Annotated in this window: 21 protein-coding genes and 1 tRNA gene; 13 read left to right on the forward strand and 9 right to left on the reverse strand. The window is 70.3% G+C overall.

Annotated features, from left to right (window positions below):
• Positions 1 to 38: 38 nt before the first annotated feature.
• Complete coding sequence (locus M8231_RS01520) at positions 39 to 1,379, reverse strand: sensor histidine kinase (RefSeq protein ID WP_249751478.1); 1,341 nt, start codon at positions 1,377 to 1,379, stop codon at positions 39 to 41.
• A 165-nt stretch (positions 1,380 to 1,544) separates the two neighbouring features.
• On the opposite strand from M8231_RS01520, the gene M8231_RS01525 reads away from it, so the two are divergent.
• Positions 1,545 to 1,802 carry an Lrp/AsnC ligand binding domain-containing protein gene (locus M8231_RS01525; protein ID WP_250202105.1) on the forward strand — a complete coding sequence of 86 codons (258 nt, stop codon included), beginning with the start codon at positions 1,545 to 1,547 and terminating at the stop codon, positions 1,800 to 1,802.
• Positions 1,803 to 1,804: 2 nt separating this feature from the next.
• Here M8231_RS01525 and M8231_RS01530 read toward each other — a convergent pair whose 3' ends face one another.
• Positions 1,805 to 2,308: a GNAT family acetyltransferase gene (locus M8231_RS01530; RefSeq protein ID WP_249751477.1), complete on the reverse strand. Its 504-nt coding sequence runs from the start codon at positions 2,306 to 2,308 to the stop codon at positions 1,805 to 1,807.
• Between the two features lie 130 nt (positions 2,309 to 2,438).
• Between M8231_RS01530 and M8231_RS01535 the strand changes: the two genes are divergently transcribed.
• From M8231_RS01535 to M8231_RS01545, 3 genes are read left to right on the forward strand one after another with little or no spacing between them, the layout of a single operon-like run.
• Positions 2,439 to 3,623, forward strand: coding sequence for an acyl-CoA dehydrogenase family protein (locus M8231_RS01535; RefSeq protein ID WP_250202106.1), 1,185 nt, complete (start codon positions 2,439 to 2,441; stop codon positions 3,621 to 3,623).
• Positions 3,624 to 3,627: 4 nt separating this feature from the next.
• Positions 3,628 to 4,746, forward strand: a complete 1,119-nt coding sequence (locus M8231_RS01540) for an acyl-CoA dehydrogenase family protein (protein WP_249751475.1) — start codon at positions 3,628 to 3,630, stop codon at positions 4,744 to 4,746.
• A 43-nt stretch (positions 4,747 to 4,789) separates the two neighbouring features.
• A complete protein-coding gene (locus tag M8231_RS01545; protein WP_250202107.1) occupies positions 4,790 to 6,628 on the forward strand; it encodes a DNA polymerase III subunit gamma/tau in 1,839 nt (612 codons plus the stop codon).
• Positions 6,629 to 6,811: 183 nt separating this feature from the next.
• Here M8231_RS01545 and M8231_RS01550 read toward each other — a convergent pair whose 3' ends face one another.
• Entirely contained in the window at positions 6,812 to 7,426 is a 615-nt protein-coding gene (locus tag M8231_RS01550) for a malonic semialdehyde reductase (protein ID WP_249751474.1), read from the reverse strand.
• A gap of 156 nt (positions 7,427 to 7,582) precedes the next feature.
• Here M8231_RS01550 and M8231_RS01555 point away from each other — a divergent pair, with 156 nt between their 5' ends.
• From M8231_RS01555 to M8231_RS01585, 7 genes are all read left to right on the forward strand, one after another.
• A complete protein-coding gene (locus M8231_RS01555) occupies positions 7,583 to 7,912 on the forward strand; it encodes a YbaB/EbfC family nucleoid-associated protein (protein ID WP_249751473.1) in 330 nt (109 codons plus the stop codon).
• Positions 7,912 to 8,514 carry a recombination mediator RecR gene (recR, locus tag M8231_RS01560; protein WP_249751472.1) on the forward strand — a complete coding sequence of 201 codons (603 nt, stop codon included), beginning with the start codon at positions 7,912 to 7,914 and terminating at the stop codon, positions 8,512 to 8,514. The genes M8231_RS01555 and recR overlap by 1 nt, the downstream gene beginning before the upstream one ends.
• A gap of 66 nt (positions 8,515 to 8,580) precedes the next feature.
• On the forward strand, positions 8,581 to 9,807 hold the full coding sequence (locus tag M8231_RS01565; RefSeq protein ID WP_249751471.1) for a DNA recombination protein RmuC: 1,227 nt from the start codon (positions 8,581 to 8,583) through the stop codon (positions 9,805 to 9,807).
• Positions 9,808 to 9,895: 88 nt separating this feature from the next.
• Positions 9,896 to 10,363 (forward strand): hypothetical protein, encoded by a 468-nt coding sequence (locus tag M8231_RS01570; RefSeq protein ID WP_249751470.1) that lies wholly within the window; start codon positions 9,896 to 9,898, stop codon positions 10,361 to 10,363.
• Between the two features lie 9 nt (positions 10,364 to 10,372).
• Entirely contained in the window at positions 10,373 to 10,576 is a 204-nt protein-coding gene (locus M8231_RS01575) for a helix-turn-helix transcriptional regulator (RefSeq protein WP_249751469.1), read from the forward strand.
• Positions 10,573 to 11,226: a hypothetical protein gene (locus tag M8231_RS01580; protein ID WP_249751468.1), complete on the forward strand. Its 654-nt coding sequence runs from the start codon at positions 10,573 to 10,575 to the stop codon at positions 11,224 to 11,226. The genes M8231_RS01575 and M8231_RS01580 overlap by 4 nt, the downstream gene beginning before the upstream one ends.
• A 39-nt stretch (positions 11,227 to 11,265) precedes the next feature.
• Positions 11,266 to 12,228: a TraB/GumN family protein gene (locus tag M8231_RS01585; RefSeq protein WP_250202108.1), complete on the forward strand. Its 963-nt coding sequence runs from the start codon at positions 11,266 to 11,268 to the stop codon at positions 12,226 to 12,228.
• Positions 12,229 to 12,246: 18 nt separating this feature from the next.
• Here the strand turns inward: M8231_RS01585 and M8231_RS16840 are convergent, their stop codons facing one another.
• On the reverse strand, positions 12,247 to 12,375 hold the full coding sequence (locus M8231_RS16840; protein WP_283843803.1) for a hypothetical protein: 129 nt from the start codon (positions 12,373 to 12,375) through the stop codon (positions 12,247 to 12,249).
• A gap of 62 nt (positions 12,376 to 12,437) precedes the next feature.
• Between M8231_RS16840 and M8231_RS01590 the strand changes: the two genes are divergently transcribed.
• A tRNA-Gly gene (locus M8231_RS01590) sits at positions 12,438 to 12,512 on the forward strand.
• Positions 12,513 to 12,545: 33 nt separating this feature from the next.
• Here the strand turns inward: M8231_RS01590 and acs are convergent.
• Both acs and M8231_RS01600 read right to left on the reverse strand, forming a co-directional pair.
• Entirely contained in the window at positions 12,546 to 14,501 is a 1,956-nt protein-coding gene (acs, locus tag M8231_RS01595) for an acetate--CoA ligase (RefSeq protein ID WP_249751447.1), read from the reverse strand.
• Between the two features lie 3 nt (positions 14,502 to 14,504).
• Positions 14,505 to 15,848 carry a DcaP family trimeric outer membrane transporter gene (locus M8231_RS01600; RefSeq protein ID WP_249751446.1) on the reverse strand — a complete coding sequence of 448 codons (1,344 nt, stop codon included), beginning with the start codon at positions 15,846 to 15,848 and terminating at the stop codon, positions 14,505 to 14,507.
• A 161-nt stretch (positions 15,849 to 16,009) separates the two neighbouring features.
• Here M8231_RS01600 and M8231_RS01605 point away from each other — a divergent pair, with 161 nt between their 5' ends.
• The gene (locus tag M8231_RS01605; protein ID WP_249751445.1) at positions 16,010 to 16,624 is read left to right on the forward strand and encodes a response regulator transcription factor; all 615 of its coding nucleotides are present in this window, start codon (positions 16,010 to 16,012) and stop codon (positions 16,622 to 16,624) included.
• 31 nt (positions 16,625 to 16,655) lie between these two features.
• Here the strand turns inward: M8231_RS01605 and M8231_RS01610 are convergent, their stop codons facing one another.
• From M8231_RS01610 to M8231_RS01620, 3 genes are all read right to left on the reverse strand, one after another.
• Positions 16,656 to 20,021 (reverse strand): hybrid sensor histidine kinase/response regulator, encoded by a 3,366-nt coding sequence (locus tag M8231_RS01610; protein ID WP_249751444.1) that lies wholly within the window; start codon positions 20,019 to 20,021, stop codon positions 16,656 to 16,658.
• 123 nt (positions 20,022 to 20,144) lie between these two features.
• The gene (locus tag M8231_RS01615) at positions 20,145 to 21,818 is read right to left on the reverse strand and encodes an MFS transporter (RefSeq protein ID WP_250202109.1); all 1,674 of its coding nucleotides are present in this window, start codon (positions 21,816 to 21,818) and stop codon (positions 20,145 to 20,147) included.
• A 124-nt stretch (positions 21,819 to 21,942) separates the two neighbouring features.
• Complete coding sequence (locus M8231_RS01620) at positions 21,943 to 23,100, reverse strand: acyltransferase family protein (protein WP_249751442.1); 1,158 nt, start codon at positions 23,098 to 23,100, stop codon at positions 21,943 to 21,945.
• Positions 23,101 to 23,149 lie beyond the last annotated feature (49 nt).

Here is a 23,149-nt window from a genome sequence, read left to right on the forward strand (position 1 = left end):
GTCGCCGCCGCCGCGTCAAGTCAAACCACGTTAGCGCGTCAGGCCGCCTGGGCGGGTTCGCCCTCGGCGCCCCAGCCGTGCGCGTCCAGGGCGACGCTCAGGACGAAGGTCGAGCCCTCGCCCGGCGCCGAGCGGACGGTCATCTCGCCGTTCATCATCTCGGCCAGCCGCTTGCAGATGCTCAGGCCCAGGCCGGTGCCGCCGAACCGGCGGGTGGAGGAGGCGTCGACCTGGCTGAACGGCTGGAACAGGGCGGCCTGGTCCTCGGGCGCGATGCCGATGCCGCTGTCGCGCACCTCCAGCCGCAGGGCCAGCCGGCCGTCGTCCCGCCGCCGGCCGTCCAGGCGCAGGCCCACCTCGCCCGCCGCGGTGAACTTGATGGCGTTGGCCAGCAGGTTGTGGCTGATCTGGGCCAGGCGCAGCACGTCGGCGCGCACCAGCGTCGGCCAGTCGCCGGTGGTCTCCGCGACGAAGCCCAGGCCCTTGGCCTCGGCCTGGGCGGCGAAGGGGCCCACCAGGCGCGGGGCCAGGGACTGCGCCTCGACCAGGGCCTGGGACAGCTCCATCTTGCCGGCCTCGATCTTGGTCACGTCCAGGATGTCGTTCAGCAGCACCATCAGGCCCTCGCCCGAGCGGGTGATGATCTGCACGAACTCGGTCTGGCGCGCGTCCAGGTCGGACAGGCGCAGCAGTTCGGCCGCGCCCAGGACGCCGTTCATCGGCGTGCGCAGCTCGTGGGAGATGACGCCCAGGAAGTTGGACTTGGCGGCGCTGGCGGCGTCGGCGCGATCGCGCGCCTGTTCCAGCTCGGTGATCAGGGCGGCCTGGCGCCGGTTCACGGCGCCCAGTTCCTCGTCTTTCATCTGGGTGATGACGACCTTGATCAGCAGGGCGAGGCCCAGCACTGGCACGATGCTCAGCACCACCCAGAAGCCGGACGTGCCCCACAGGCTGAGGACGAGCAGGATCACGACGATCGAATAGGGCGTCGACACCATCAGCGCCTCGTGCGGGGCGGCGCGCATCTGGGTGAAGACCAGGACATAGCCGGCCATCAGCAGGGCCACCCCGACCGCCACGCCGAACAGGCTTCCGGCGCTGAAGGACAGCCACGGCGCGGCGGCCCAGATGGCGCAGGACAGGGTGGCGACGGCCAGCCGCAGCCGGGTGGGATTGGCGCCGCGCGGCCCCTGGCGTCCGTCGACGACCGTGCGGATCAGCCCCGCCACCGTGGCCAGGACGAACCAGGTGGCGGCTGTGTGGAAGTCGGTCGTCGTCCACAGCGCCAGCGACCAGCTGGCGATGATCCAGTAGCGCAGGTGTCCGGCGGCGATCAGCCGGTGCAGCAGGGGTCGGGGATCGTCGGCGGCTGAGGTCATCGTCACGCGCTCCTTGCCGCCGTTTTAGTTCATGACTGATAAGAGACCGTGAACGTTGAACTTTTTCGTTTCTGTGGGTTCGATACCGTACCTTGGCGACCCTGGAGATGCGGCCTTATCGGCGCGGCCGCGATGGTCTAGGAAGGCGTCAGGGAGACCGCCGCCATGATGACCGCCATCTTCGTCTTCATCAAAACCGAACTGGGCTACGCCAACGACGTGGCCGCCGACATCGTCGACAATGTCGAGAACGTGTCGGAGGTCTATTCGACCTCGGGCCAGCACGACCTGCTGGCCAAGTTCAACCTGCCGCGCGACGCCGACATCGGGACCTTCGTGACCAGGCAGGTCCAGACCCGCCCCCACGTGCGCGACACCTTCACCGTCATCACCTTCTCGCCCTTCCTGCCCAGCGGGGGCTGAGGTCAGGCGTCGCTTCGGCGGCGGGCCTTTTCCTTGCGCTCCTCGGCCTCGTCGTCGTCGCCGACCTTCTCCTCCACCGTCGCCGAAAAGCGCTGGAAGGCTCCCAGGCCGACCAGGACCAGGACCGAAGCCAGCAGCAGGGCGGTCGGATAGATCAGTTGGGAGACGTCCGCGCGGGCCGTCTTGAACACCACCACCAGGGCCTCCAGGAACAGGGCGATGACGATGGTGGACAGGAATTTGGTCAGGCTGCGCCGGGCCTCGGCGGCGCTGCGCTTGTCGTTGCCGCGCCGCACCTCGTCCTCGAAGATGTACTTGGCCACGTCGAACACGGCGATGGCGACGATGACATAGCCCAGCACGTCCAGCACCGCGTCGGCGCCCGACTGTTCCGGCGAGCGGATGCTCTGGATCGCATCGCTGACGCCGAAGCCGATCAGCGCCATCGCCGACAGCAGCAGCAACAGGCTGGCGCCGGCGAAGACGGCGCGGCTGAGATAGGTCATGGTCGGCTCCAAACGGGCCTGACGAACGCGCGAACGGCGAAGCTGTTGCCGAGGCTTCCCCTACGTGACCGTAGCCAATCGAAACGCATCTGCTAACGTCGTCGCCAGAGGAAACGCGGGGAACACGCGAATGAGCGATCTGGAAGGCTTCCGCGCCGAGACGCGCGCCTGGCTGGAGGCGAACTGCCCGCCCGAGGCGCGCGGGCCGATGGGCTCCGAGGCGGACATGATCTGGGGCGGGCGCGACGCCGTCTTCGCCACGCCCGGCCACAAGCTCTGGCTGGAGCGGATGGGCGAACGCGGCTGGACGGCGCCGGAATGGCCCCGGGAATACGGCGGCGGGGGGCTGAGCCGTGAGGAGGCCAAGGTGCTGGCCTCGGAACTGCGCCGCATCAAGGCCCAGCCGGCGCTGAACAGCTTCGGCGTCTGGATGCTGGGGCCGGCGCTGCTGGGCTTCGGGACCGAGGAACAGAAGAAGCGGTTCCTGCCCGAGATCGTGCGCGGCGAGATCCGCTGGTGCCAGGGCTATTCCGAACCGGGCGCCGGCTCCGACCTGGCCTCGATCCAGACCCGGGCCGAGGATCGGGGCGACCACTGGATCGTCAACGGCCAGAAGATCTGGACCAGCTACGCCGACAAGGCCGACTGGATCTTCTGCCTGGTGCGGACGGACCCGGAGGCGCCCAAGCACCTGGGCATTTCCTTCGTCCTGTTCGACATGAGGACGCCGGGCGTGACGACGCGGCCGATCACCCTGATCAGCGGCAAGTCGCCTTTCTGCGAGACCTTCTTCGACGATGTTCGGGTCGAGAAGGAAAACCTGGTCGGGACGCTGAACCGGGGCTGGGACGTGGCCAAATATCTGCTGGCCCACGAGCGGACCATGATCGGCGCCATGGGCGAGGTCGCGGGCGGGCGGCCGGTGGGCCAGGTCGCCCTGGACGCCATCGGGACGGACGAGGCCGGCCGGCTGGACGAGCCCATGCTGCGCGCGCGCATCGCCGAACTGGAGATCGATCAGGCCGCCTTCCGCCTGGCGATGGAGCGGGTGGGCGACCAGGTGAAGGCCAAGCAGGCCCATCCGGCCATCGCCTCCATGCTGAAATACTATGGGTCCGAACTGAACAAGCGCCGCCACGAACTGCTGATGGCGGCCGGCGGCGCCGACGCGCTGGAGTGGGAGAGCGAGCGCTCGCGCGGCGGTTCGGCCGCCCGCGACTGGCTGCGCACCAAGGCCAACTCCATCGAGGGCGGAACCAGCGAGATCCAGCTGAACATCATCGCCAAACACCTGCTGCAGCTGCCGGGAGCCTGAGCCCATGCCCCTGATCCTGACCGAAGAGCAGGCCATGCTGCAGGAGGCCGCCGACGGCTTCCTGGCCGAGCGCGCGCCCATCGCCCACCTGCGCCAGCTGCGCGACGCGCGCGACCCTGATGGACTGTCCCGCGACCTGTGGCGGGCGTTCGGAGAGATGGGCTTCGCCGGCGTCATCATTCCTGAAGAATACGGCGGCGCCGGGCTGGGCGCGGTCGAGGCGGGGGTGATCGCCGAGAGCCTGGGCCGCACCCTGACGCCGTCGCCCTTCATGGGTTCGGCCGTGCTGTCCGCCAGGGTGCTGGCCGACGGCGGGTCCGAGGCCCAGCAGGCCTGGCTGCCGAAGATCGCGGCGGGCGAGGCCATCCTGTCGCTGGCCGTGGACGAGGGTCCCAAGCACGCCCCGGCCAAGATCGCCACGCGGGCCGAACGGGCGGGCAACGGCTTTCGTCTGAACGGCGCCAAGGCCTTCGTGCTGGACGGCCATGTCGCGGACGCCCTGATCGTCGTGGCCAGGGCGGAAGAGGGGACGACCCTGTTCCTGGTCGATCCCAAGGCGGCGGGCGTGGAGATCGAGCGGACCGTCATGGTCGACGCCCACAACGCCGCGCGGGTCGTCCTGACCGACGTCGCGGTCGATGCGGATGCGGTGATCGGCGAGGTTGGAAATGGCGAGGCGCTGCTGGACGGCGCCCTGGCGTTGGGCCGGGCCTGCGCGGCCTCCAGCCTGACCGGCGCGGGCGACCAGGCGTTCAAGATTACGCTGGAGTATCTGCGCACCCGCAAGCAGTTCGGCAAGCTGATCGGCGAGTTCCAGGCGCTTCAGCACCGGGCGGCGCACCTGTTCACCGAACTGGAGCTGGCCCGCGCCGCGACCCTGGGCGCGCTTCAGGCCCTCGACGCCGGGCGGCAGGACGCCGCCCTGGCCGCCTCGGTCGCCAAGGCCAAGGCCGGGCGGGTGGCCGAACTGGCGGTCCAGGAGGCGGTGCAGATGCACGGCGGCGTCGGCATGACCGACGAATTCGACGTCGGCCTGTTCATGAAGCGGGTGCGCGTGCTGAACGAACTGCTGGGCGACGCCGGTTTCCACAGCGAGCGGCTGGCGCAAGCTCAAGGGTTCTGAGATTCCGCCTGACCGCCCCCGTCCTTCGCGGTAAGACGGGGCCATGACGGACAGCGACCCGAATCTGGACGGCCCGCCCTGGGACGAGGATGTCGTCGAACGCGACGAGAACACCGACGACATGTTCGGCGCGCCGGCGGCTGCACCGGAACCGCCGCCTGCGCCCGTCGCCGCCGCTCCCGTCGAGGCCCGTGCCGAGCCGGCGGCCGAGGATGGCGCCGCCTATCAGGTGCTGGCGCGCAAGTACCGGCCGCGCACCTTCGAGGACCTGATCGGCCAGGAGGCGATGGTCCGCACCCTGACCAACGCCTTCGCCACCGGCCGCATCGCCCACGCCTTCATGCTGACCGGCGTGCGGGGCGTCGGCAAGACGACCACCGCCCGCCTGCTGGCCCGCGCCCTGAACAACGAGACCGACGCCATCGACAAGCCGTCGCTGGCCCTGACCGCCCACGGCCGGCACGACGCCGCCATCATGGCCGGCCAGCACATGGACGTGATGGAGATGGACGCGGCGTCCCACACCGGCGTCAACGACATCCGCGACATCCTGGAAAGCGTCCGCTATGCGCCGGTAGAGGCGCGCTACAAGGTCTATGTGCTGGACGAGGTCCACATGCTGTCGACGCAGGCGTTCAACGCCCTGCTGAAGACGCTGGAGGAGCCGCCGCCCCACGCCAAATTCATCTTCGCCACCACCGAGATCCGCAAGGTGCCGGTGACGATCCTGAGCCGGTGCCAGCGCTTCGACCTGCGTCGTGTCGAGCCCGAGATCCTGGTCGAGCACCTGGCGCGCGTCGCCGACCGCGAGGGCATGAAGATCGAGGGCGACGCCCTGGCCCTGATCGCGCGCGCGGCCGAAGGGTCGGTGCGCGACGGCCTGTCGCTGCTGGACCAGGCCCTGGTCCAGGCCGAGGGCGGCGAGACGGTCAAGACCGAGACCGTGCGCGACATGCTGGGCCTGGCCGACCGCAGCCAGACCATCGCCCTGTTCGAATCCGTCATGGCCGGCCGCACGCCCGAGGCGCTGGAGACCTTCCGCACGCTTTACGGCTTCGGCGCCGATCCGGTGCAGGTGACCAACGACCTCTTGGAACATTGTCACGCCGCCTCGGTGGCCAAGATGCTGGGGCCGAACGCGACGCGCCTGCCCAACGACCAGGCGCAGAAGCTGGCGGCGCTGGGCGCGGCCATTCCGGCGGCGACCCTGTCGCGCACCTGGCAGATGCTGCTGAAGGCGCTGGACGAGGTGCGGCGTGCGCCCAATCCGGCCGATGCGGTGGAAATGGCCCTGGTGCGCCTGGCCTACGCCGCCGACCTGCCCGGACCGGAAGAGGCGCTGAAGCGGCTGCAGTCCGGCGAGCCCCTGGGCGGCGGCTCGGCCCCGCGCGGCGGCGGCGGCGGGAGCGGCGGGGGCGGCGGCGCGTCCGCCCAACTGGCCGCGCGACCGATGGCGGCGCCGGCCCTGCCGGATCCGCAGAGCTTCGAACAGGTCGTGGCCCTGATCGGCGAGCGGCGCGAGATCGGCCTGCAGATGGACGTCGAACGCTATGTGAAGCCGGTGTCGTTCAAGCCCGGCGCCATCGTCTATGAGAGCGTCCAGGGCGCGCCGGTCGAACTGGCGCGCAAGCTGGCCTCGCGCCTGAAGGACTGGACCGGCCGCACCTGGCTGATCGCCGCCAACGGCCAGGGCGGCGGCGAGACCCTGATCGAACAGCAGAAGAAGGCCCGCGCCGCCGAGCGCGAGGCCGTCGAAAGCGACGCCTTCATCCAGTCTGTGCTGACGGCCTTCCCCGGCGCGAAGCTGGGCGAAATCCGCACGGTCGCGCCGACCCTGGTCACGCCGGAAATCCCGGACGAGGCGGAAGGCGACGAGGACTGAGGGGGCGCACCGCGCTCTCCCTCCCCCTGCGGGGGAGGGTGGTCGAGCCAAAGGCGAGACCGGATGGGGGCGGCAAGGCGACGCCGACTCGGTCTGTCTCTGTTCGCCCAGCCCTCCCCACCCGGCTTCGCTGCGCTCAGCCACCCTCCCCCGCAGGGGGAGGGAGAAGCCTTGCGTCGTCGCTCACAGAATCTTCGCCGCCTCGTCGAAGCTCAGGCGCGGCGAGCGGGGGAACAGGTTCTCGTCCGAACCGTAGCCCAGATTGACGATGAAGTTGGGCTCCACATTGCCTTCGGGAAAGAACTCGGCCTTCACCGCCGCGGCGTCGAAGCCGGACATGGGGCCGACGTCCAGGCCCAGGGCGCGGGCCGCGATCAGGAAATAGCCGCCCTGAAGCGAGCTGTTGCGGAAGGCGGCCTCGCGGCGGCCGGCCTCGTCGGCGAACCAGTCGCGGGCGCCGGGCGCATGCGGGAACAGCGCGGGCAGGTGGTCGTGGAAGTCGATGTCCTGGCCGATGATGACGGTGACCGGCGCCTGGGCCGTCTTGGCCTGGTTGCCTTCGCTCATCAGCGGGACCAGGCGGGCCTTGGCCTGTGGCGACGTCACGAACAGGAAGCGGGCCGGCGTCATGTTCACCGCCGTCGGCCCGAACTTGGTCAGGTCGTAGAGCCGATGCAGCAGCTCGGGCGCGACCGGCCGGTCGGTCCAGCCGTTGCGGGTGCGCGCCTCGGTGAACAGTTGCGACAGGGCGGCGTCCGACAGCGGGGCGTCGCGTTGGGGAATGGCGTCATAGGCCATGGGAGCGTTCCTGACTTGATTAGCAACGAATGCGAGTGCTAATTAAGCCGTATCGCAACAGTCGCAAGTGCGAATCGCGCATCACAGCGTTTCCATTTGCGTGATGTCGGCGAAAGACCCCTGTGCGACCGGGGCGCTTGGCCCTATCTAGGGGCCATGAAAGACCTGACCCAACTGATGCAGCAGGCCCAGGCGATGCAGCAAAAGCTGCAGGACGCCCAGGCCAAGATGGCCGAAACCTCCGCCGAGGGCACGTCCGGCGGCGGCCTAGTGAGCGTGGCGCTGAAGGGCGCCGGCGAGATCACCGCGATCAGGATCGACGACAGCCTGCTGGCGCCGGGCGAGGGTGAGATCCTGGCCGATCTGATCGTCGCCGCCCATGCCGACGCCAAGCGCAAGCTGGACGAGGTCAACACCGCTCTGATGCGCGAGGCCGCCGGGCCGATGGCCGGGATGAACATTCCCGGAATGCCGAAACTGTTCTGATGGCCGCCTCCGCCGGGCCCGAGATCGAGCGGCTCATCTCCCTTCTCGCCAAGCTGCCGGGCCTGGGCCCGCGCTCGGCCCGGCGCGCGGCCCTGGCGCTGCTGAAGCGGCGCGAGCAGCTGCTGGTCCCGCTGGCCGCCTCGCTGGCCGAGACGGCGGACAAGGTGGTGTCGTGCTCGGTGTGCGGCGCGCCCGACACCCGCGACCCCTGCGCCATCTGCGCGGACGGCGCGCGCGACAACGGCCTGATCTGCGTGGTCGAGGAGGCCGGCGCCCTGTGGGCGATGGAGCGGTCTGGCGCCTTTCGCGGCAAATACCACGTGCTGGGCGGCCTGCTGTCGGCCCTGGACGGCGTGGGGCCGGACCAGTTGCGCGTCGCCGAACTGGTCGGCCGGGTGAGGGGCGGCGAGGTGCGCGAGGTCGTCCTGGCCCTGCCCGCCACCGTCGACGGTCAGACCACCGCCCACTACATCGCCGAACGCATCTCCGGGCCGGGGGTGGAGGTGACCTCCCTGGCGCGCGGCGTGCCCGTCGGGGGCGAACTGGACTGGCTGGACGACGGCACCATCGTCCAGGCCCTGCGCGCGCGCCGGCCGACCTGACGACCGATTCCGTCGCAGGGAGGGCGCAACTGGCCTGATCCTTCGACTCCGTTTAAGGAACGGACCATGAACATGCTCGCGCCGATCCTCGCCGTCGTCGCCGTCGCCCTGGGCGGCGGTTTCCTGTGGGCCTTCATGGGATGGCAGCGGACCCGCGCCGAGCTCTCCGCCGCCCTGGCGCGGATCGAGGTGGTCGAGGAAAGCCGCGTCACCCTGGGCGAGCTGCTGAAGGCCCAGGCCGCCCAGTCGGCGCAGGTCGTCGCCGACCAGATGGTCAGTCGCGCGACCGAGACCTTCCGCGCCCAGGACCAGCTGGCGCGCGAGCGGATGGCGGCGCAGCTGAAGCCGGTCGCCGACACCCTGAGCAAGTTCCAGGAACACGTCGCGGCGCTGGAAAAGACCCGTTCCGAGGAAACCGGCGGCCTGCGCGAGCAGCTGGCCCAGCTGATGGCGGCCTCCTCGGCGACGCGCGACGAGGCGCGCAAGCTGACCGAGGCCCTGCGCGGCAACACCGGCCGGCGCGGCCGCTGGGGCGAGCAGACCTGCCGCAACGTGCTGGAGGCCGCCGGCATGGCCGGCCGGTTCGACTTCACTGAACAGACCTCCAGCGCCGACGACGAGGGGCGCCAGAACCGTCCGGACTTCATCGTGCGCCTGCCGGGCGGCGGCATGTTCGTGATCGACGCCAAGGTGCCCCTGGCCTTCGACGACGGGGAGGGGGACGAGGAGGCGCGCGCCCGCTCGGTCGGCCTGCGCACCGCCGCCAGCCTGAAGACCCACGTCCGGCAGCTGTCGTCCAAGGCCTATCAGGACCAGTTCAAGCCCAGCCCCGATTTCGTCGCCCTGTTCGTGCCCGGCGACGCCTTCCTGGCCACCGCCCTGGACCACGAGCCGGACCTGATGACCCACGCCATGACCTCGCGCGTCGTCATCGTCACGCCCACGACCCTGTTCGCCCTGTGCAAGGCCGTCGCCTACGGCTGGCGCGCCGAGGAGCAGGCCGCCAACGCCGACCGCGTCGCGGCCCTGGGACGCGAGCTCTACAAGCGGCTGTCGGTCATGGGCGGCCACGCCTCGGCGGTCGGCCGCGCGCTGGATGCGGCGGTCGGCAAGTACAACCAGTTCGTCGGCTCGCTGGAGAGCCAGGTCATGGTTTCGGCCCGCCGGTTTGAGGACCTGCAGGTCGATCACGAAGGCAAGACCCTGCCCGAACTGGCCCCGGTCGACGCCAGCCCGCGCGCCGTCAGCCGGCCGGAACTGCTGACGTCAGCCACTCGCGACGCCGCCGAATAGCAAGCGAGCTTGTCCATAAGGAAAGGGTGCTTGACATTGCCGTCATTGGACGTAAAGTGACCTTGTCATAAAGACAAGGAGGGCTGTCATGCAGCCGAAACTGAAGCGACTGCTGGGCTGGGTCTTCCTGGGCGGGCTGCTGACCGGGTTCCTGGCGGGACTGGCCGGGTTCGGCGCGGGCTATCTGTCGGCGTCCAGCCCGGAAGCCGCCGACCGCGTCGCCGCGTTCGAGATCGTCGGTTTCGGCGTGTTCGGACTGATCGCCGTCGGCGTCAGCCTGTGGGTCAGCGTCTATTGGATGCGCACGATCGACGAGGCGGCGCGCGAGGCGCACAAGGCCGCCTGGTTCTGGGGCGGATCGGGCGCGCTGCTGCTGGGCCTGCCGCTGATGCTGATCGCCACCCTGCCGCAGACGGCGGACTGGCGCCTGCCCGACTGGTTCTACGGCCGCAGCGATCCCGTGGCCCACGCCGCCCTGGGCGCCGGCGGCCTGCTGGTCCTGATGCTGGTCGGCTACACGGTCGCCTGGGCGTGGTGGTGGTTCCGGCGGCGATAGGAGAACCCCATGAACAACCGCCTCAAGGTTCTGCGCGCCGAGCGCGACTGGTCCCAGGCGCAGCTGGCCGAGCTGCTGGCCGTGTCGCGCCAGACCGTCAATGCGCTGGAGACCGGCCGCTACGACCCGTCCCTGCCGCTGGCCTTCAAGATCGCCCGCGTCTTCGGCCAACCCATCGAATCCATCTTCTCGGAACAGGAGACCGACGGATGACCGCGTCTTCACGCAAGACCTCCCCGCTGCCGCGCCGCCTGCTGACCGCCTTCGGCTTCGGCCTGGCGACGGGCGCCGCCGGCTATCTGTTCGGTCGGCTGATCCTGCCCGACCTGATCGGGCCCGACGCCCTGGACGGCGTCGACGTGCGCTGGTCCGACGCCCTGGCCGCCCTGACCGGCGCCGCCCTGATCATCGGCGCCGGGGCGGTCATGCTCATCAGCCTGGATCCGCGCCGCCTGGGCCGGATGTACGGCATGGACGACCCCGCCTCGGCCGAGGAAGGGCGCCAGGCGCGCTTCCAGGCGGCCGTCATGGGCTTTTCCGGCCTGATCCTGCTGCTGCCGATCGTCTTCGCCCTGGCCGGGCTGGCGGGCGGCGTGGCGATGGGGTCGATCGTCCTGCTGCTGGCCGTCCACACGGTGCTGAACTTCAAGGTTTGGCGCGGCGTCGACGAACTGCTGCGCCGCACGGCCCTGGAAGCCGCGGCCGCGACCCTCTTCCTGGGCCAGGGCCTGCTGTTCCTGTGGGCGGCGGCCGAGCGTCTGGGCGTTCTGGCGCCCCTGACCGCCTGGGACATCTACGCCGTCCTGATGACCCTGTACCTGCTGGTCTCCGCCGTCGCCTCGGCCCGTCGAGGCCTGGCCTGAGGGCCGCCGCCTTCCCTTTTTTCAACGAGGACTGAACCCATGACCCTGTCGACCCTTCTGAAGACCTCCGCCTCCACCCTTGCGCGCGGCGCGGCCGGCGTGGCCGGCGGCCTGGCGCTCTACTTCGCCCTGACCGGCCAGCCGGCCCTGGCCCAGGAAGCCGCCCAGCCGGCGGCCCCGCCCGCCATTCGCGGCGAGGGCCCGGCCCTCTGGGTGGTCAAGGACGCGGACTCCACCCTGTATCTGTTCGGCACCGTCCATGTGCTGCGCCCGACCATCGGCTGGTCCAGCCCGCGCGTGGAGGCCGCCTTCGACAGCGCCGACGAGGTCTGGTTCGAGATCAGCGATCCCGACAACCAGGCGGCCGTCATGCCCCTGGTCCAGCAGTACGGCCTGTCGCCGGACAAGCCCCTGTCCAGCATCCTGACCGCCGAGGAGATGGCCGAACTGGACGCCGCCGCCCGCACCGTGGGCATGAGCGCCGCGCAGCTGGATCCGATGCGGCCGTGGCTGGCGGGCCTGACCCTGTCGGTCGCACCGCTGGTCAAGGCGGGCTACGATCCCCAGTCGGGGGTGGAACTGGTGCTGAAGGCGCGCGCCGAGGCCGCCGGCAAGCCGATCAAGGCGTTCGAGACCATCGACAAGCAGATCCGCATCCTGGCCACGATGGACGAGCCGGTGCAGCTGGAGTTCATCCGCCAGACGCTGGAGGACTTCGACGACGCCGTCGAGATGCTGGACGGCATGGTCGACGCCTGGTCGCGCGGCGACGTGGCCGAACTGGACCGGGTCGTGGTCGAGGACATGAAGGACACGGCGCCGCACGTCTATCAGGCGATCCTGGTCGACCGGAACCTCGATTGGGCCAACCAGATCCAGACCCTGCTGCAGGGCTCGGGCACGGCCTTCATCGCCGTGGGCGCCGCCCACCTGGCGGGCGACGACAGCGTCCAGGCCCTGCTGGCGCAGCGCGGCGTCGACGTGGCGCGCGTCGCCGACTGACCCGGAACGGCGGCGGTCTCAGCCCTGATTGACGTCCCAGACGAAGATCACCCAGAGCGCCGCCGCCACGCCCGCCCCGATCAGGAGCACGGCCAGGCAGCCGAACATGGCCGCCCTTCCCGCGCCCGCTCCCTTTTCGCGCCTCATGATTCGTCCGCCCGCCTTGCGCCTTGAGCCCCGCCTCGGGCGAGGCTAAGGAAACCGGGAGCGCGGGTATAGTTCAGAGGTAGAACGTCAGCTTCCCAAGCTGAATGTCGCGAGTTCGATTCTCGCTACCCGCTCCATCCCTTCGGACACTCTCTCGGCCGCCCAGGCCTTCAGGCCCCGGCGCGGTTCTTGACCAGGTCGTCCACGACTGACGGATCGGCCAGGGTGGAGGTGTCGCCCAGGGCGCCGACCTCGTTCTCGGCGATCTTGCGCAGGATGCGGCGCATGATCTTGCCGGAGCGGGTCTTGGGCAGGCCCGGCGCCCACTGGATCACGTCGGGCGTGGCGATCGGCCCGATCTCGCGCCGCACATGGGCGCCCAGCGCCTTTCGCAGGTCCTCGGTCGCCTCGATCCCGGCGTTCAGGGTGACATAGGCGTAGATGCCCTGGCCCTTGATGTCGTGGGGGAAGCCGACCACGGCCGCCTCGGCCACCACGTCGTGCAGCACCAGGGCGCTCTCGATCTCGGCGGTGCCCATGCGGTGGCCCGAGACGTTGATGACGTCGTCCACCCGCCCGGTGATCCAGTAATAGCCGTCTTCGTCCCGGCGACAGCCGTCGCCGGTGAAATACCGGCCCGGATAGGTCGAGAAATAGGTGTCGAAGAAGCGCTGGTCGTCGCCATAGACGGTCCGCATCTGGCCCGGCCAGCTGTCGGTGATGCACAGGTTGCCCGACACGGAGCCCTCCAGCGGCTGGCCCTCGGCGTCCACGATCTGAAGCTCGACGCCCGGCAGGGGCAGGGTGGCCGAGCCGGGCTTCAGGTCGGTCGCGCCCGGCAGGGGCGTGATCAGATGGCCGCCCGTCTCGGTCTGCCACCAGGTGTCCACGATGGGGCAACGGCCGTCGCCGACCACCTCGTGATACCAGCGCCAGGCCTCGGGGTTGATCGGTTCGCCGACGGTGCCCAGGATCCGCAGCGACTGGCGCGAGGTCCGCTTCACCGGTTCGTCGCCCTCGCGCATCAGGGCGCGCAGGGCCGTGGGGGCGGTGTAGAAAATCTCCACCTTGTGCTTGTCCACCACCTGCCAGAAGCGGCTGGTGTCGGGATAGTTGGGCACGCCCTCGAACATCAGCGTCGTCGCCGCGTTCGCCAGCGGCCCATAGACCAGATAACTGTGCCCCGTGACCCAGCCCACGTCGGCGGTGCACCAGAAGACCTCGCCCGGGCGATAGTCGAAGACGATCTCGTGCGTCCAGGCGGCCCAGAACAGGTATCCGCCCGTGGTGTGCAGCACGCCCTTGGGCTTTCCGGTCGAGCCCGAGGTGTAGAGGATGAACAGCGGGTCCTCGGCGTTCATCGGCTCGGGCGGGCAGTCGGTCGCGGCCTTGGCCGCCTCGACGGCGTAGTCGACGTCGCGGCCCTCGATCATCGGCACGTCGGCGCCGGTGCGGCGGATGACCAGGACGGTGTCGACCTTCACCTTCTCCAGCGCCGCGTCGACATTGGCCTTCAGCGGGATGGTCTTGCCGCCGCGCAGACCCTCGTCGGCGGTGATGACCAGGGTGGAGCCGCAGTCCTCGATCCGGCCGCACAGGCTGTCGGGCGAGAAGCCGCCGAACACGACCGAATGCACCGCGCCGATGCGGGCGCAGGCCAGCATGGCGTAGGCGGCCTCGGGGATCATGGGCAGATACAGGGTGATCCGGTCGCCCTTCTTGGCCCCGTGCGCCTTCAGCACATTGGCCATGCGGCACACCTCGGCGTGCAGTTCGCCGAAGGTGATCAGCCGGCTGTCGGCCGGGTCGTCGCCTTCCCAGATGATCGCCGTCTCGTCCTTCCGGTGGGGCAGGTGGCGGTCGATGCAGTTGGCCGAGACGTTCAGGACGCCGTCCTCGAACCAGCGGATGCGGAAGTCCTCCTTCTTGAAGGAGACGTCCTTGATCCGGGTCGGGAAGGTCATCCAGTCCAGGCGGCGGGCCTGTTCCGACCAGAAGGCGTCGGGGGTCTCGCGCGCCGCGATCCGCGCCGCCTCATAGGCTTGCCGGTCCATGTGGGCGCGGGCGGCCAGGTCGGCGGGAACGGGATAGAGTTCGGAATCGGGCACGCGAGACGTCTCCAGCATCAATCAGAATCCGTATTTGGCGAACAGGGACAGGCGGGTCATGTCGCCGTTGACGCCGGACTCCAGCTTACGCTCACCGAACATCAACTCGGCCCCGACATCAAATCCCGTCAGCGGAGTCCAGATCAGGTTTCCGCGAACGCTCTGGGCCGAACTGTTGACGCCCAGGCCGGTCAGGACGGTGTCGTTGTCCACCTCCTGCACCGAATAGATCAGGTTCGAGCGCCAGCCCGGCGACCAGATGTGGCGATAGGCGGCGAAGCCGGCGATGACGCCGATCGTGTCCAGTTCGCCCGAGGCGTCCAGCACCGCGTCGTTGGAGAAGTTCAGGCCGATGTAGCGGCCCACGCCGTCGCCGCCGCTCAGCATCAGGCGCAGGTCGTCCTGCGCCCCGACCTTGATCTTGGCCGAGGCGGACAGGCCCCAGCCGGTGGCCGAACTGTCGATGGTCAGCGCCGGGTTCTCGTATTTCAGCTGGCGCAGCAGGCCCGACAGCTGGACCTCGCCCCAGGGCCTGGCCATCACATAGCGGGCGGTCAGGTCGGGCAGGCCGTTGTCGTCGGCGACGATGCGCGTCCCGCCGCCGAACGGGGTCACGGTCGTCTCCGGGTTCTCGACCGCGATCGAGAACGGGCCGCGCGTATAGCGGATCTGGGCCTGGCGGGCGAAGACGGTGCCCTCGGCCGGGCCGATGTAGTCGGCCGTCTCGGGCAGGACGTTGGTGTTCTGGAAGTTGGTCCACTCCTGGCCGAACAGCCAGTTGTCGATGGTGACGAAGGCGCGGCGCAGCGCCGGGTTGGCCGGGCTGGTCGTGCGCTGGTCGCCGGCCCCGGGCAGGACCTGGAAGTCCATCTCGATCCGGCTGCCGACCTTGTGGCCGCCGACCATGCCGTCGGTGGTGAACCAGAAGCGGGTCTGGCGCGCGTTGAAATCGGTCGCCGTGTCCTCGTCGGCGCCGCCGACGGGGATCGAGCCGGGCAGGTAGAATTCGCGCAGCGCATCGCCATTGGCCGGGTCGCCGCCGGAATAGCTCGACGCCGTGGCGTCCAGCTTGATGAAGCCGCCGAACTTCACCGTATGGGCGCCGATGCGGAAGCCGTCGCCGGGTGTCGCGGGGGCGGCCGGCGCGGGCGCCGCGGCCGGGCGGGTCTCCAGCCGGATGATGTCCTGCTGTTGCGCGGCCTGCTGGGTTCGGGCCGCCACCACCTCGGTCTTGAGAGCGTTCAGCTCGGCCTCCAGCTGGGCGATGCGGGCCTCCAGGGCCGAGGCGTCCTGGGCCATCGCGGCGCCGGGACCAAGGAGGATGGCGGCCACGCCGACGCCTCCCAGAAGAACGGATCGTTTCATGGTCTCTCCTCCCGCGCCCGTCTGATGCAGGCGTCCGGCCGCAGCTTTTCGCCTCGGGGGAGTGGCGGCCATTAGCCAATGGTCTACTTTCGACCAAAGTCGATCCGCGCCATGCTGTCGCAAACGCGACCGTCAGCCGTCGCGGCCAGGGGAAGACGCTCATGGATCGTATCGTCGTCGCCGACGATCACCCGCTGTTCCGCGCCGCCTTGCGCTCGGCGGTGGAAAAGGCCGCGCCGGGCGCCGCGATCGAGGAATGCGCCAGCCTGGCCGAGGCCAAGGCGGCCCTGTCGCGTCCCGTCGACCTGCTGCTGCTGGACCTCAAGCTGTCGGACAGCGAAGGCATGGCCGGCCTGGCCGCCGTCCGCGTGGAGCATCCGGCCGTGCCGGTCGTCGTCGTCTCGGCCAGCGAGGACGCGCCGGTGGTCCGCCATGTCCAGGGCCTGGGCGCCGCCGGCTTCATCCCCAAGTCCGCCGCCCTGCCGCAGATGGTCGCCGCCATCGGCGCGGCCCTGGCCGGCGACGGCTGGTGGCCCGACCTGCCCGAGGACGAGGCGGGCGAGGGCGATCTGGCCGCGCGCGTGGGCAGCCTGACGCCGTCGCAACTGCGCATCCTGGAGGGGCTGAAGGCCGGGCGGCTGAACAAGCAGATCGCCTTCGACCTGGGCGTGTCGGAGGCCACCATCAAGGCGCACCTGACCAGCGTCTTCCGCAAGCTGGGCGTCCAGAACCGCACCCAGGCGGTGATCCTGGCCAAGCAGCTGGACGGGGCGTGAATCCAGTTCCGCCGGGATGAGCGGATAAGGATCAGCTCGACAGAAACGCCTTCAGCGCCGCCGGCTTGATCGGCTTGGGCAGCAGCACCGCCCCCGCCGCCGTCGCCTGCTCCTTCAGCCCGTCGCGAGTGTCGGCGGTCACCAGGGCGATGCGGCGTACGCCGTGCGGACGCAGGCGGTCGATCACCGCGAACCCGTCCGGCCCCTCGCCCAGATGCAGGTCGACGACCGCCGCGTCGAAGCCGCCGCCCGCGGCCCAGGCCTGATCCGCCGTCGCCGCCAGGGTCGGCCGCGCCCCCCAGCGGGTCAGCAGGGCCGACAGGGCGTCCAGGATGGCCGGCTCGTTGTCCACGCACAGCACCCTCAGGCCCGCAAGCGGCAGGCGCGGGTCGGCCTCGCGCGCGGCGTCCCGCGCCGGCTCGGCCGGGGCGCGGGGCAGGGTGATGCGGAAGGCGGTGCCGCGCCCGACGCGCGAGGTCAGGTCCAGCGGATGGTCCAGCAGGCTGGACAGCCTACGCACGATGGCCAGGCCCAGGCCCGCGCCGGGCTCATCCGCCGCCGCGCCGGGCAGGCGGACGAACTCGCCGAAGACGTGTTCGCGGTCGGCTTCGGGAATGCCCCGGCCGGTGTCGCACACCAGGATGCGCGCCGTCTCGCCGTCTCGCCGCGCCCCCACCAGGATGCGGCCCCGGTCGGTGTAGCGGATGGCGTTGACGATCAGGTTCTGCAGCATCGAGCGCAGCAGATCGGCGTCGGTGGCGACCCACAGTCCCGAGCCGACGATGGTCAGCCGCAGCGCCTTGGCCTCGGCCACCGGCTGGAACTCGCGCCGCAGCTCGTCGAACAGGGCGTCCAGCGACAGCCGCCGCACCGCCGGCTGGACCCCGCCGGCCTCCAGCTTGGACAGGTTCAGCAGCGCCGTCAGCAGACGGTGGGCGCTGTCGATGGCGCGGTCGGCGTTGGTGGCCAGCCCCTGCGCCCCCTCGTCCAGCGCCGGCTCCTCCTTCAGGGCGGCGATGAACAGGCGCGCGGCGTGCAGCGGCTGCAGCAGGTCATGGCTGGCGGCGGCCAGGAACCGGGTCTTGGAGGCGGTGGCGTCCTCGGCGACGCGGCGCGCCTCCTCCAGCCGTTCGGTGCGATCCGCGACCCGCGCCTCCAGCCGCTCGTTGGCCTCTTCCAGCTGGCGGGCGGCGCGGCGCAGGGCCGTGATGTCGGTGTAGCTGGTGGCGTAGCCGCCGCCGGGGATCGGCGCCCCGGACGAGCCCAGCACCCGCCCGTCGGGGCGCGCCCGCTCGTGCTCGTGCGGGATGCGCCGGCTCAGCGCCTCCAGCCGCCGCTCGACCCAGGCCTCGACGTCCTCGGGGCTTTCGCCGCGCTCGGCGTTCAGCCGGTAGATCTGGGCGATGGGCAGGCCGACGTGGACGAAGCCGGGCGGCAGGTCGAACATCTCGACGTAGCGCCGGTTCCAGGCGGTGACGCGCAGGTCCTCGTCGACCACGATCACCCCCTGGTCGATGTTGTCCAGCGTGGTCTGCAGCAGGTCGCGGTTGAACTGGACGGCCTGGGACGCCTCGTCCAGCATTCGCACCACGTCCTCGGGCGCGCGGCCGCCCCCGGCCAGGGCGGCGGCGATGACCCGCCGGGCCGAGGCCGCGCCGATGGCGCCGGCCAGCATCCGTTCGGCCCCGCGCGCCAGGGCGGCGTCGGCGGGATCGGCGTCCCTCAGGGGGGTGTCGGTCTCGCGCGCCCAGGCGGCGAAGGCGCGCTCGGCCCGTTCGTCGCCGATGAAGCGGGCGACCAGGGCGCGCAGGTCGCCGACCGAGGCCCCCGCCGGCGAGGGGCGGCCCTCCAGCCAGTCCGGCCCCAGCCGGTCGACGAAGGCCCGCGCCTGCACCCGGTCGATCAGCCTGGGCTTGGCCCAGCGGGACACCGCCACATAGGTCGCCAGGTTCAGCGTCAGGCTGACGAAAACGCCGGGAGCGAAGGCGTCGGTCAGGCCCAGCAGGGCGGGAACCTGCCAGGCGGCGCCCGGCGCCAGCTGCGGCAGGGCCAGCATCACCAGCCACACCGCCACCCCGACCCCGACGCCGGCCAGGGCGCCGTGGGCGTGGCCGCCGCGCCAGATCACAGCCCCCAGCAGCGCCGGGGCCAGCTGGGCCATGGCCGCGAAGGACACCAGCCCCATCGCCGCCAGGCCGTGCGTCTGGTCGGTCGCCTGGTAATAGACCCACGCCAGCAGCAGCACCGCCACGATGGCCACCCGGCGCACCTGCAGGATGGTTCCGGCCATGTCCGAGGCGTCGCCGCGTCGCCGCCAGCGGTCGCGCGCCACGAACGGCAGGATCAGGCTGTTGGAGACCATGGCCGACAGGGCCACCGCCTCGACGATCACCATGGCCGTCGCGGCCGAGAAGCCGCCGACGAAGACGATGGCGGTCAGCGTCTGGTCGCCGCGGCCGAAGGGCAGGGCCAGGACCAGCAGGTCCGGATTGACGCTGGGCGCGAACAGGGCGCCGGCCGCCACCAGCGGCACGACCGCCAGGCTGGTCAGGGCCAGATAGAGGGGAAACACCCAGCGCGCGCGCCGCACCTGGGCGGGCTCGGCCCCCTCCACGAAGGCGACGTGGAACTGACGCGGCAGGCAGAACAGCGCCAGGGTCGCCACCAGGGTGATGGCGGTGAAGCGCGGGGTGATCTCGGGCGGCGCGGCCAGGTCGCCGATGCCTTGCGCGATCCGGCCGGCGTCGCCCTGGCCCAGCAGCAGGAACAGGGCGAAGCCGGCCACCATCAGCAGGGCGCCCAGCTTGACCACCGATTCCAGCCCGATGGCCTGGATCAGGCCGCGATTGTGCTCGGTCAGGTCGGGCCGCCTCGCGCCGAACAGAATGGCGAAGAAGGCCAGGACCCCCGCCAGGACCAGCACGGTCAGGCGCTCCGATCCCGCCACCGGCGTGCCCGCCGTCAGCAGTTCGCCGGCCATCGACAGGCTTTTCAGCTGCAGCGCGATGTAGGGCAGGGATCCCAGGATGGCGACGATGGTGACCACCGCCCCCAGGGTCTGGCTCTTGCCGTAGCGGGAGGCGACGAAGTCGGCCATCGAGCCGACGTTCTCGCGCCGGGCGGCGGCCGCGATCCGTCGCCAGACGGGAAACAGCACGGTCAGCCCCAGGATCGGGCCGATGTAGATGGGCAGATACTCCCATCCCGTCCGCGCCGCCGTGCCGACCGCGCCGTAATAGGTCCAGGAGGTGCAGTAGATGGCCAGCGACAGCGCATAGACCGACGGGCCCAGGCCGCCGCCTCGGGCGCGCGCGGCCGGGCGTTCCTGCGACCAGGCGACCGCGAACAGCACGGCCATGTAGGCGGCCACCAGGGCCAGGATCACCAGGCTGAACATGAGGGCATCTGATCCGGCCGCCGCCGCGCTCACAAGGGGCGCCGGCGCGGGCCTGGCCTAAAAAGAGCGGGGGCGGGCCGCTGGTCGACGGCCCGCCCCCTTCATCCACGCCTGAAAGCAGGATCAGGCGTTGATGTCGACGTCCTTGCCTTCCTTGACGAACAGGAAGCCGACCACGACCGTGATCAGGGCCACGACGATCGGGTACCATAGGCCGTAGTAGATGTTGCCCGTGGCCGCCACCATGGCGAAGGCGGTGGTGGGCAGGAAGCCGCCGAACCAGCCGTTGCCGATGTGATAGGGCAGCGACATCGAGGTGTAGCGGATGTTGGTCGGGAACATCTCGACCAGGGCGGCCGCGATCGGCCCGTAGACCATGGTCACGTACAGAACCAGGATGAACAGGATGCCCACCACCATGGGCTTGTTCACCTCGGCGCTGGCGGCCTTGGCGGGATAGCCGGCGGCGGCCAGGGCCTCGCCCAGCGACGCGTCCCAGGTCTTCTTGCCGGCGGCGAAGTCGGCGCCGCTCATGGATTCGCCGCGGAAGCTGGGCACCACCACGTCGTCGCCGATGCGCACCTCGGCCACCGTTCCGGCCGGGGCCTCGACGTTGGTGTAGTTGATGCCCGCCTTGGCCAGGTAGGACTTGGCTAGGTCGCACGAGTGGTTGAACACGGTCTTGCCGATCGGGTCGAACTGAACGTTGCAGTCCGCCGGGTCGGCATAGACGGTGATCGGCGAGGTCGCCGTGGCGCGCGCCAGGGCCGGGTTGGCGGCCGTGGTCAGCGCCTGGAACAGCGGGAAGTAGGTCAGCGCCGCCAACAGGCAGCCCAAGAGGATGATCGGCTTGCGGCCGACCTTGTCCGACAGCCAGCCGAAGATGACGAAGAAGGGCGTGGCCAGCAGCAGGGCGACCGCGATCAGCACGTTCGACAGCGAGGCGTCGACCTTCAGCACCCGCTCCAGGAAGAACAGGGCGTAGAACTGGCCGGTGTACCAGACCACCGCCTGACCCGCCGCCAGGCCGACCAGGGCGATCAGCACCAGCTTCAGGTTCGGCCACTTGCCGAAGGAGTCCTTCAGCGGGGTCTTGGAGCCCTTGCCCTCGGCCTTCATGCGCTTGAACGACGGGCTTTCCGACAGCTTCAGCCGGATCCACAGCGACACCGCCAGCATCAGGATCGAGACCAGGAACGGGATGCGCCAGCCCCATTCGGCGAAGGCTTCCTCGCCCACCGCCGTGCGCACGCCCAGGATGACCACCAGGCTCAGCAGAAGGCCGGCCGTGGCGGTGATCTGGATGAAGGAGGTGTAGAAGCCGCGCTTGCCGTGCGGGGCGTGCTCGGCGACATAGGTGGCCGCGCCGCCGTATTCGCCGCCCAGGGCCAGCCCCTGGATCAGGCGCATCAGCACCAGGATGATCGGCGCGGCGATGCCGATGGCCGCATAGGACGGCAGCAGGCCGACCACGAAGGTCGACAGGCCCATCAGCAGCATGGTCACCAGGAAGGTGTTCTTGCGCCCCCACAGGTCGCCCAGCCGCCCGAAGACGATGGCCCCGAACGGGCGCACCGCGAAGCCGGCCGCGAAGGCCATCAGGGCGAAGATGAAGCCGGTCGTCTCGTTGACGCCCGAGAAGAACTGCACGGTGATGATCGCCGCCAGCGATCCGTACAGATAGAAGTCGTACCATTCGATGACGGTGCCGACCGAAGAGGCCAGGATCACCAGGCGATCGTTGCGACCCACCTGATGCTCTTCCCCCCCGGACGCAGCTGCGGCGTCGGTAGCCATTGTCCTGTTTCCTCCATGTCGCCGTTGATCGGCCGTTCTGACGCGGCCTCTGGCGGACGCGCGGATCGGGACTTTGACGCACGCCGATACGGCTGGAGAGACAGACTTTGGTCGCAGACGGGCCTCAGCCCTCCAGCGAGATCACCGGCCCGGCTTCCGGGCGGCGGGCCGCGCGAGCGCCGGCGCGGCGCTTGAACCAGCGGCGGATGCGCGACTGGATCGGATTGTCGATGACGAAGTGGAAGGCGAAGGCGAACGCCACCGCCGCGGCCACGCCCATCGCCCACAGGCCCCACTGGGCCGCGACCGGCAGGGCGAAGCGGGCGATCAGCACATTGACCGCGCCGAACCAGGCGATGCGCACCACCTCGTTGGTGATGAACATGGAGAAGGACACCATGGCCGCCGTCTCGACAAGCTTGGAGGGCCGGCGCACGGGCGTGGCGCCGGCGGCCAGGATGATCACCGAGATCAGCGCCAGGGCGATCAGGGCGTGCTTGTCGTGGAGCTCGACGGCGAAGAAGCCGACCGCCGCCAGCACCCCGGCCCAGCCGGCCAGCCGGGGCGAGATCCAGACCTTCTGGGCGAACCAGGCCAGGCACATCCCCAGGAAGAACAGCGGCAGGGCGCGGATGAAGCCGTAGCGCATCGGCATCTGATAGACGGGGTAGTCCAGCATCCACCAGCACAGCTGGTTGGCGGCCAGATAGACGCCCACGCCCAGCGCCAGGGCGGACCACGGCCCCAGCCGCATCAGGCCCCGGATGATCCAGGGGAAGGCCAGGTAGCAGCCGATCAGGGCCGAGATCGACCAGGTCGGGGCGTTCCAGCCCAGGCCGCCGGGGACGCCGAACGACTGGACCAGCAGCAGCTGCGCCGGCAGCTGATCCCAGGCGAACCATTCGGGATTGCGCGGGGCCACGCCCACGGCGGCGCTCAGCACCACCAGGCCGACCAAGGACAGGCCCATGATCAGGTGGGCCGGGACGACGCGCAGGAAGCGCTTCAGGAAGAAGTCGCCGGGCGACATCCGCCCCCTGTCCACCGCCGCGCCATAGACCCGCATCAGGACGTAGCCGGAATCGATCAGGAAGAAGTTGGTCAGCAGGAAGCCGCCGCGCTCGAAGATCGGATTGACGACGGCGGCCAGATGCGCCGGACCCGCGGCCTGGAAGTGATGCAGGATGATCAGGAAGGCCACGATGAAACGCAGGGCGTCCAGCCAGCCGCCCCGGGCGATCTGAACTGTCTCATTCCGGGTCGAAAACAGGGTCCACGGCATCGACGGAGGCCTCCTTGGCCCCGACGACGCAAGAGGCGGGCCGTGAATG

Origin of the sequence: Brevundimonas albigilva, from assembly GCF_023573565.1 — a bacterium.
GTDB classification, from domain to species: Bacteria; Pseudomonadota; Alphaproteobacteria; order Caulobacterales; family Caulobacteraceae; genus Brevundimonas; species Brevundimonas albigilva.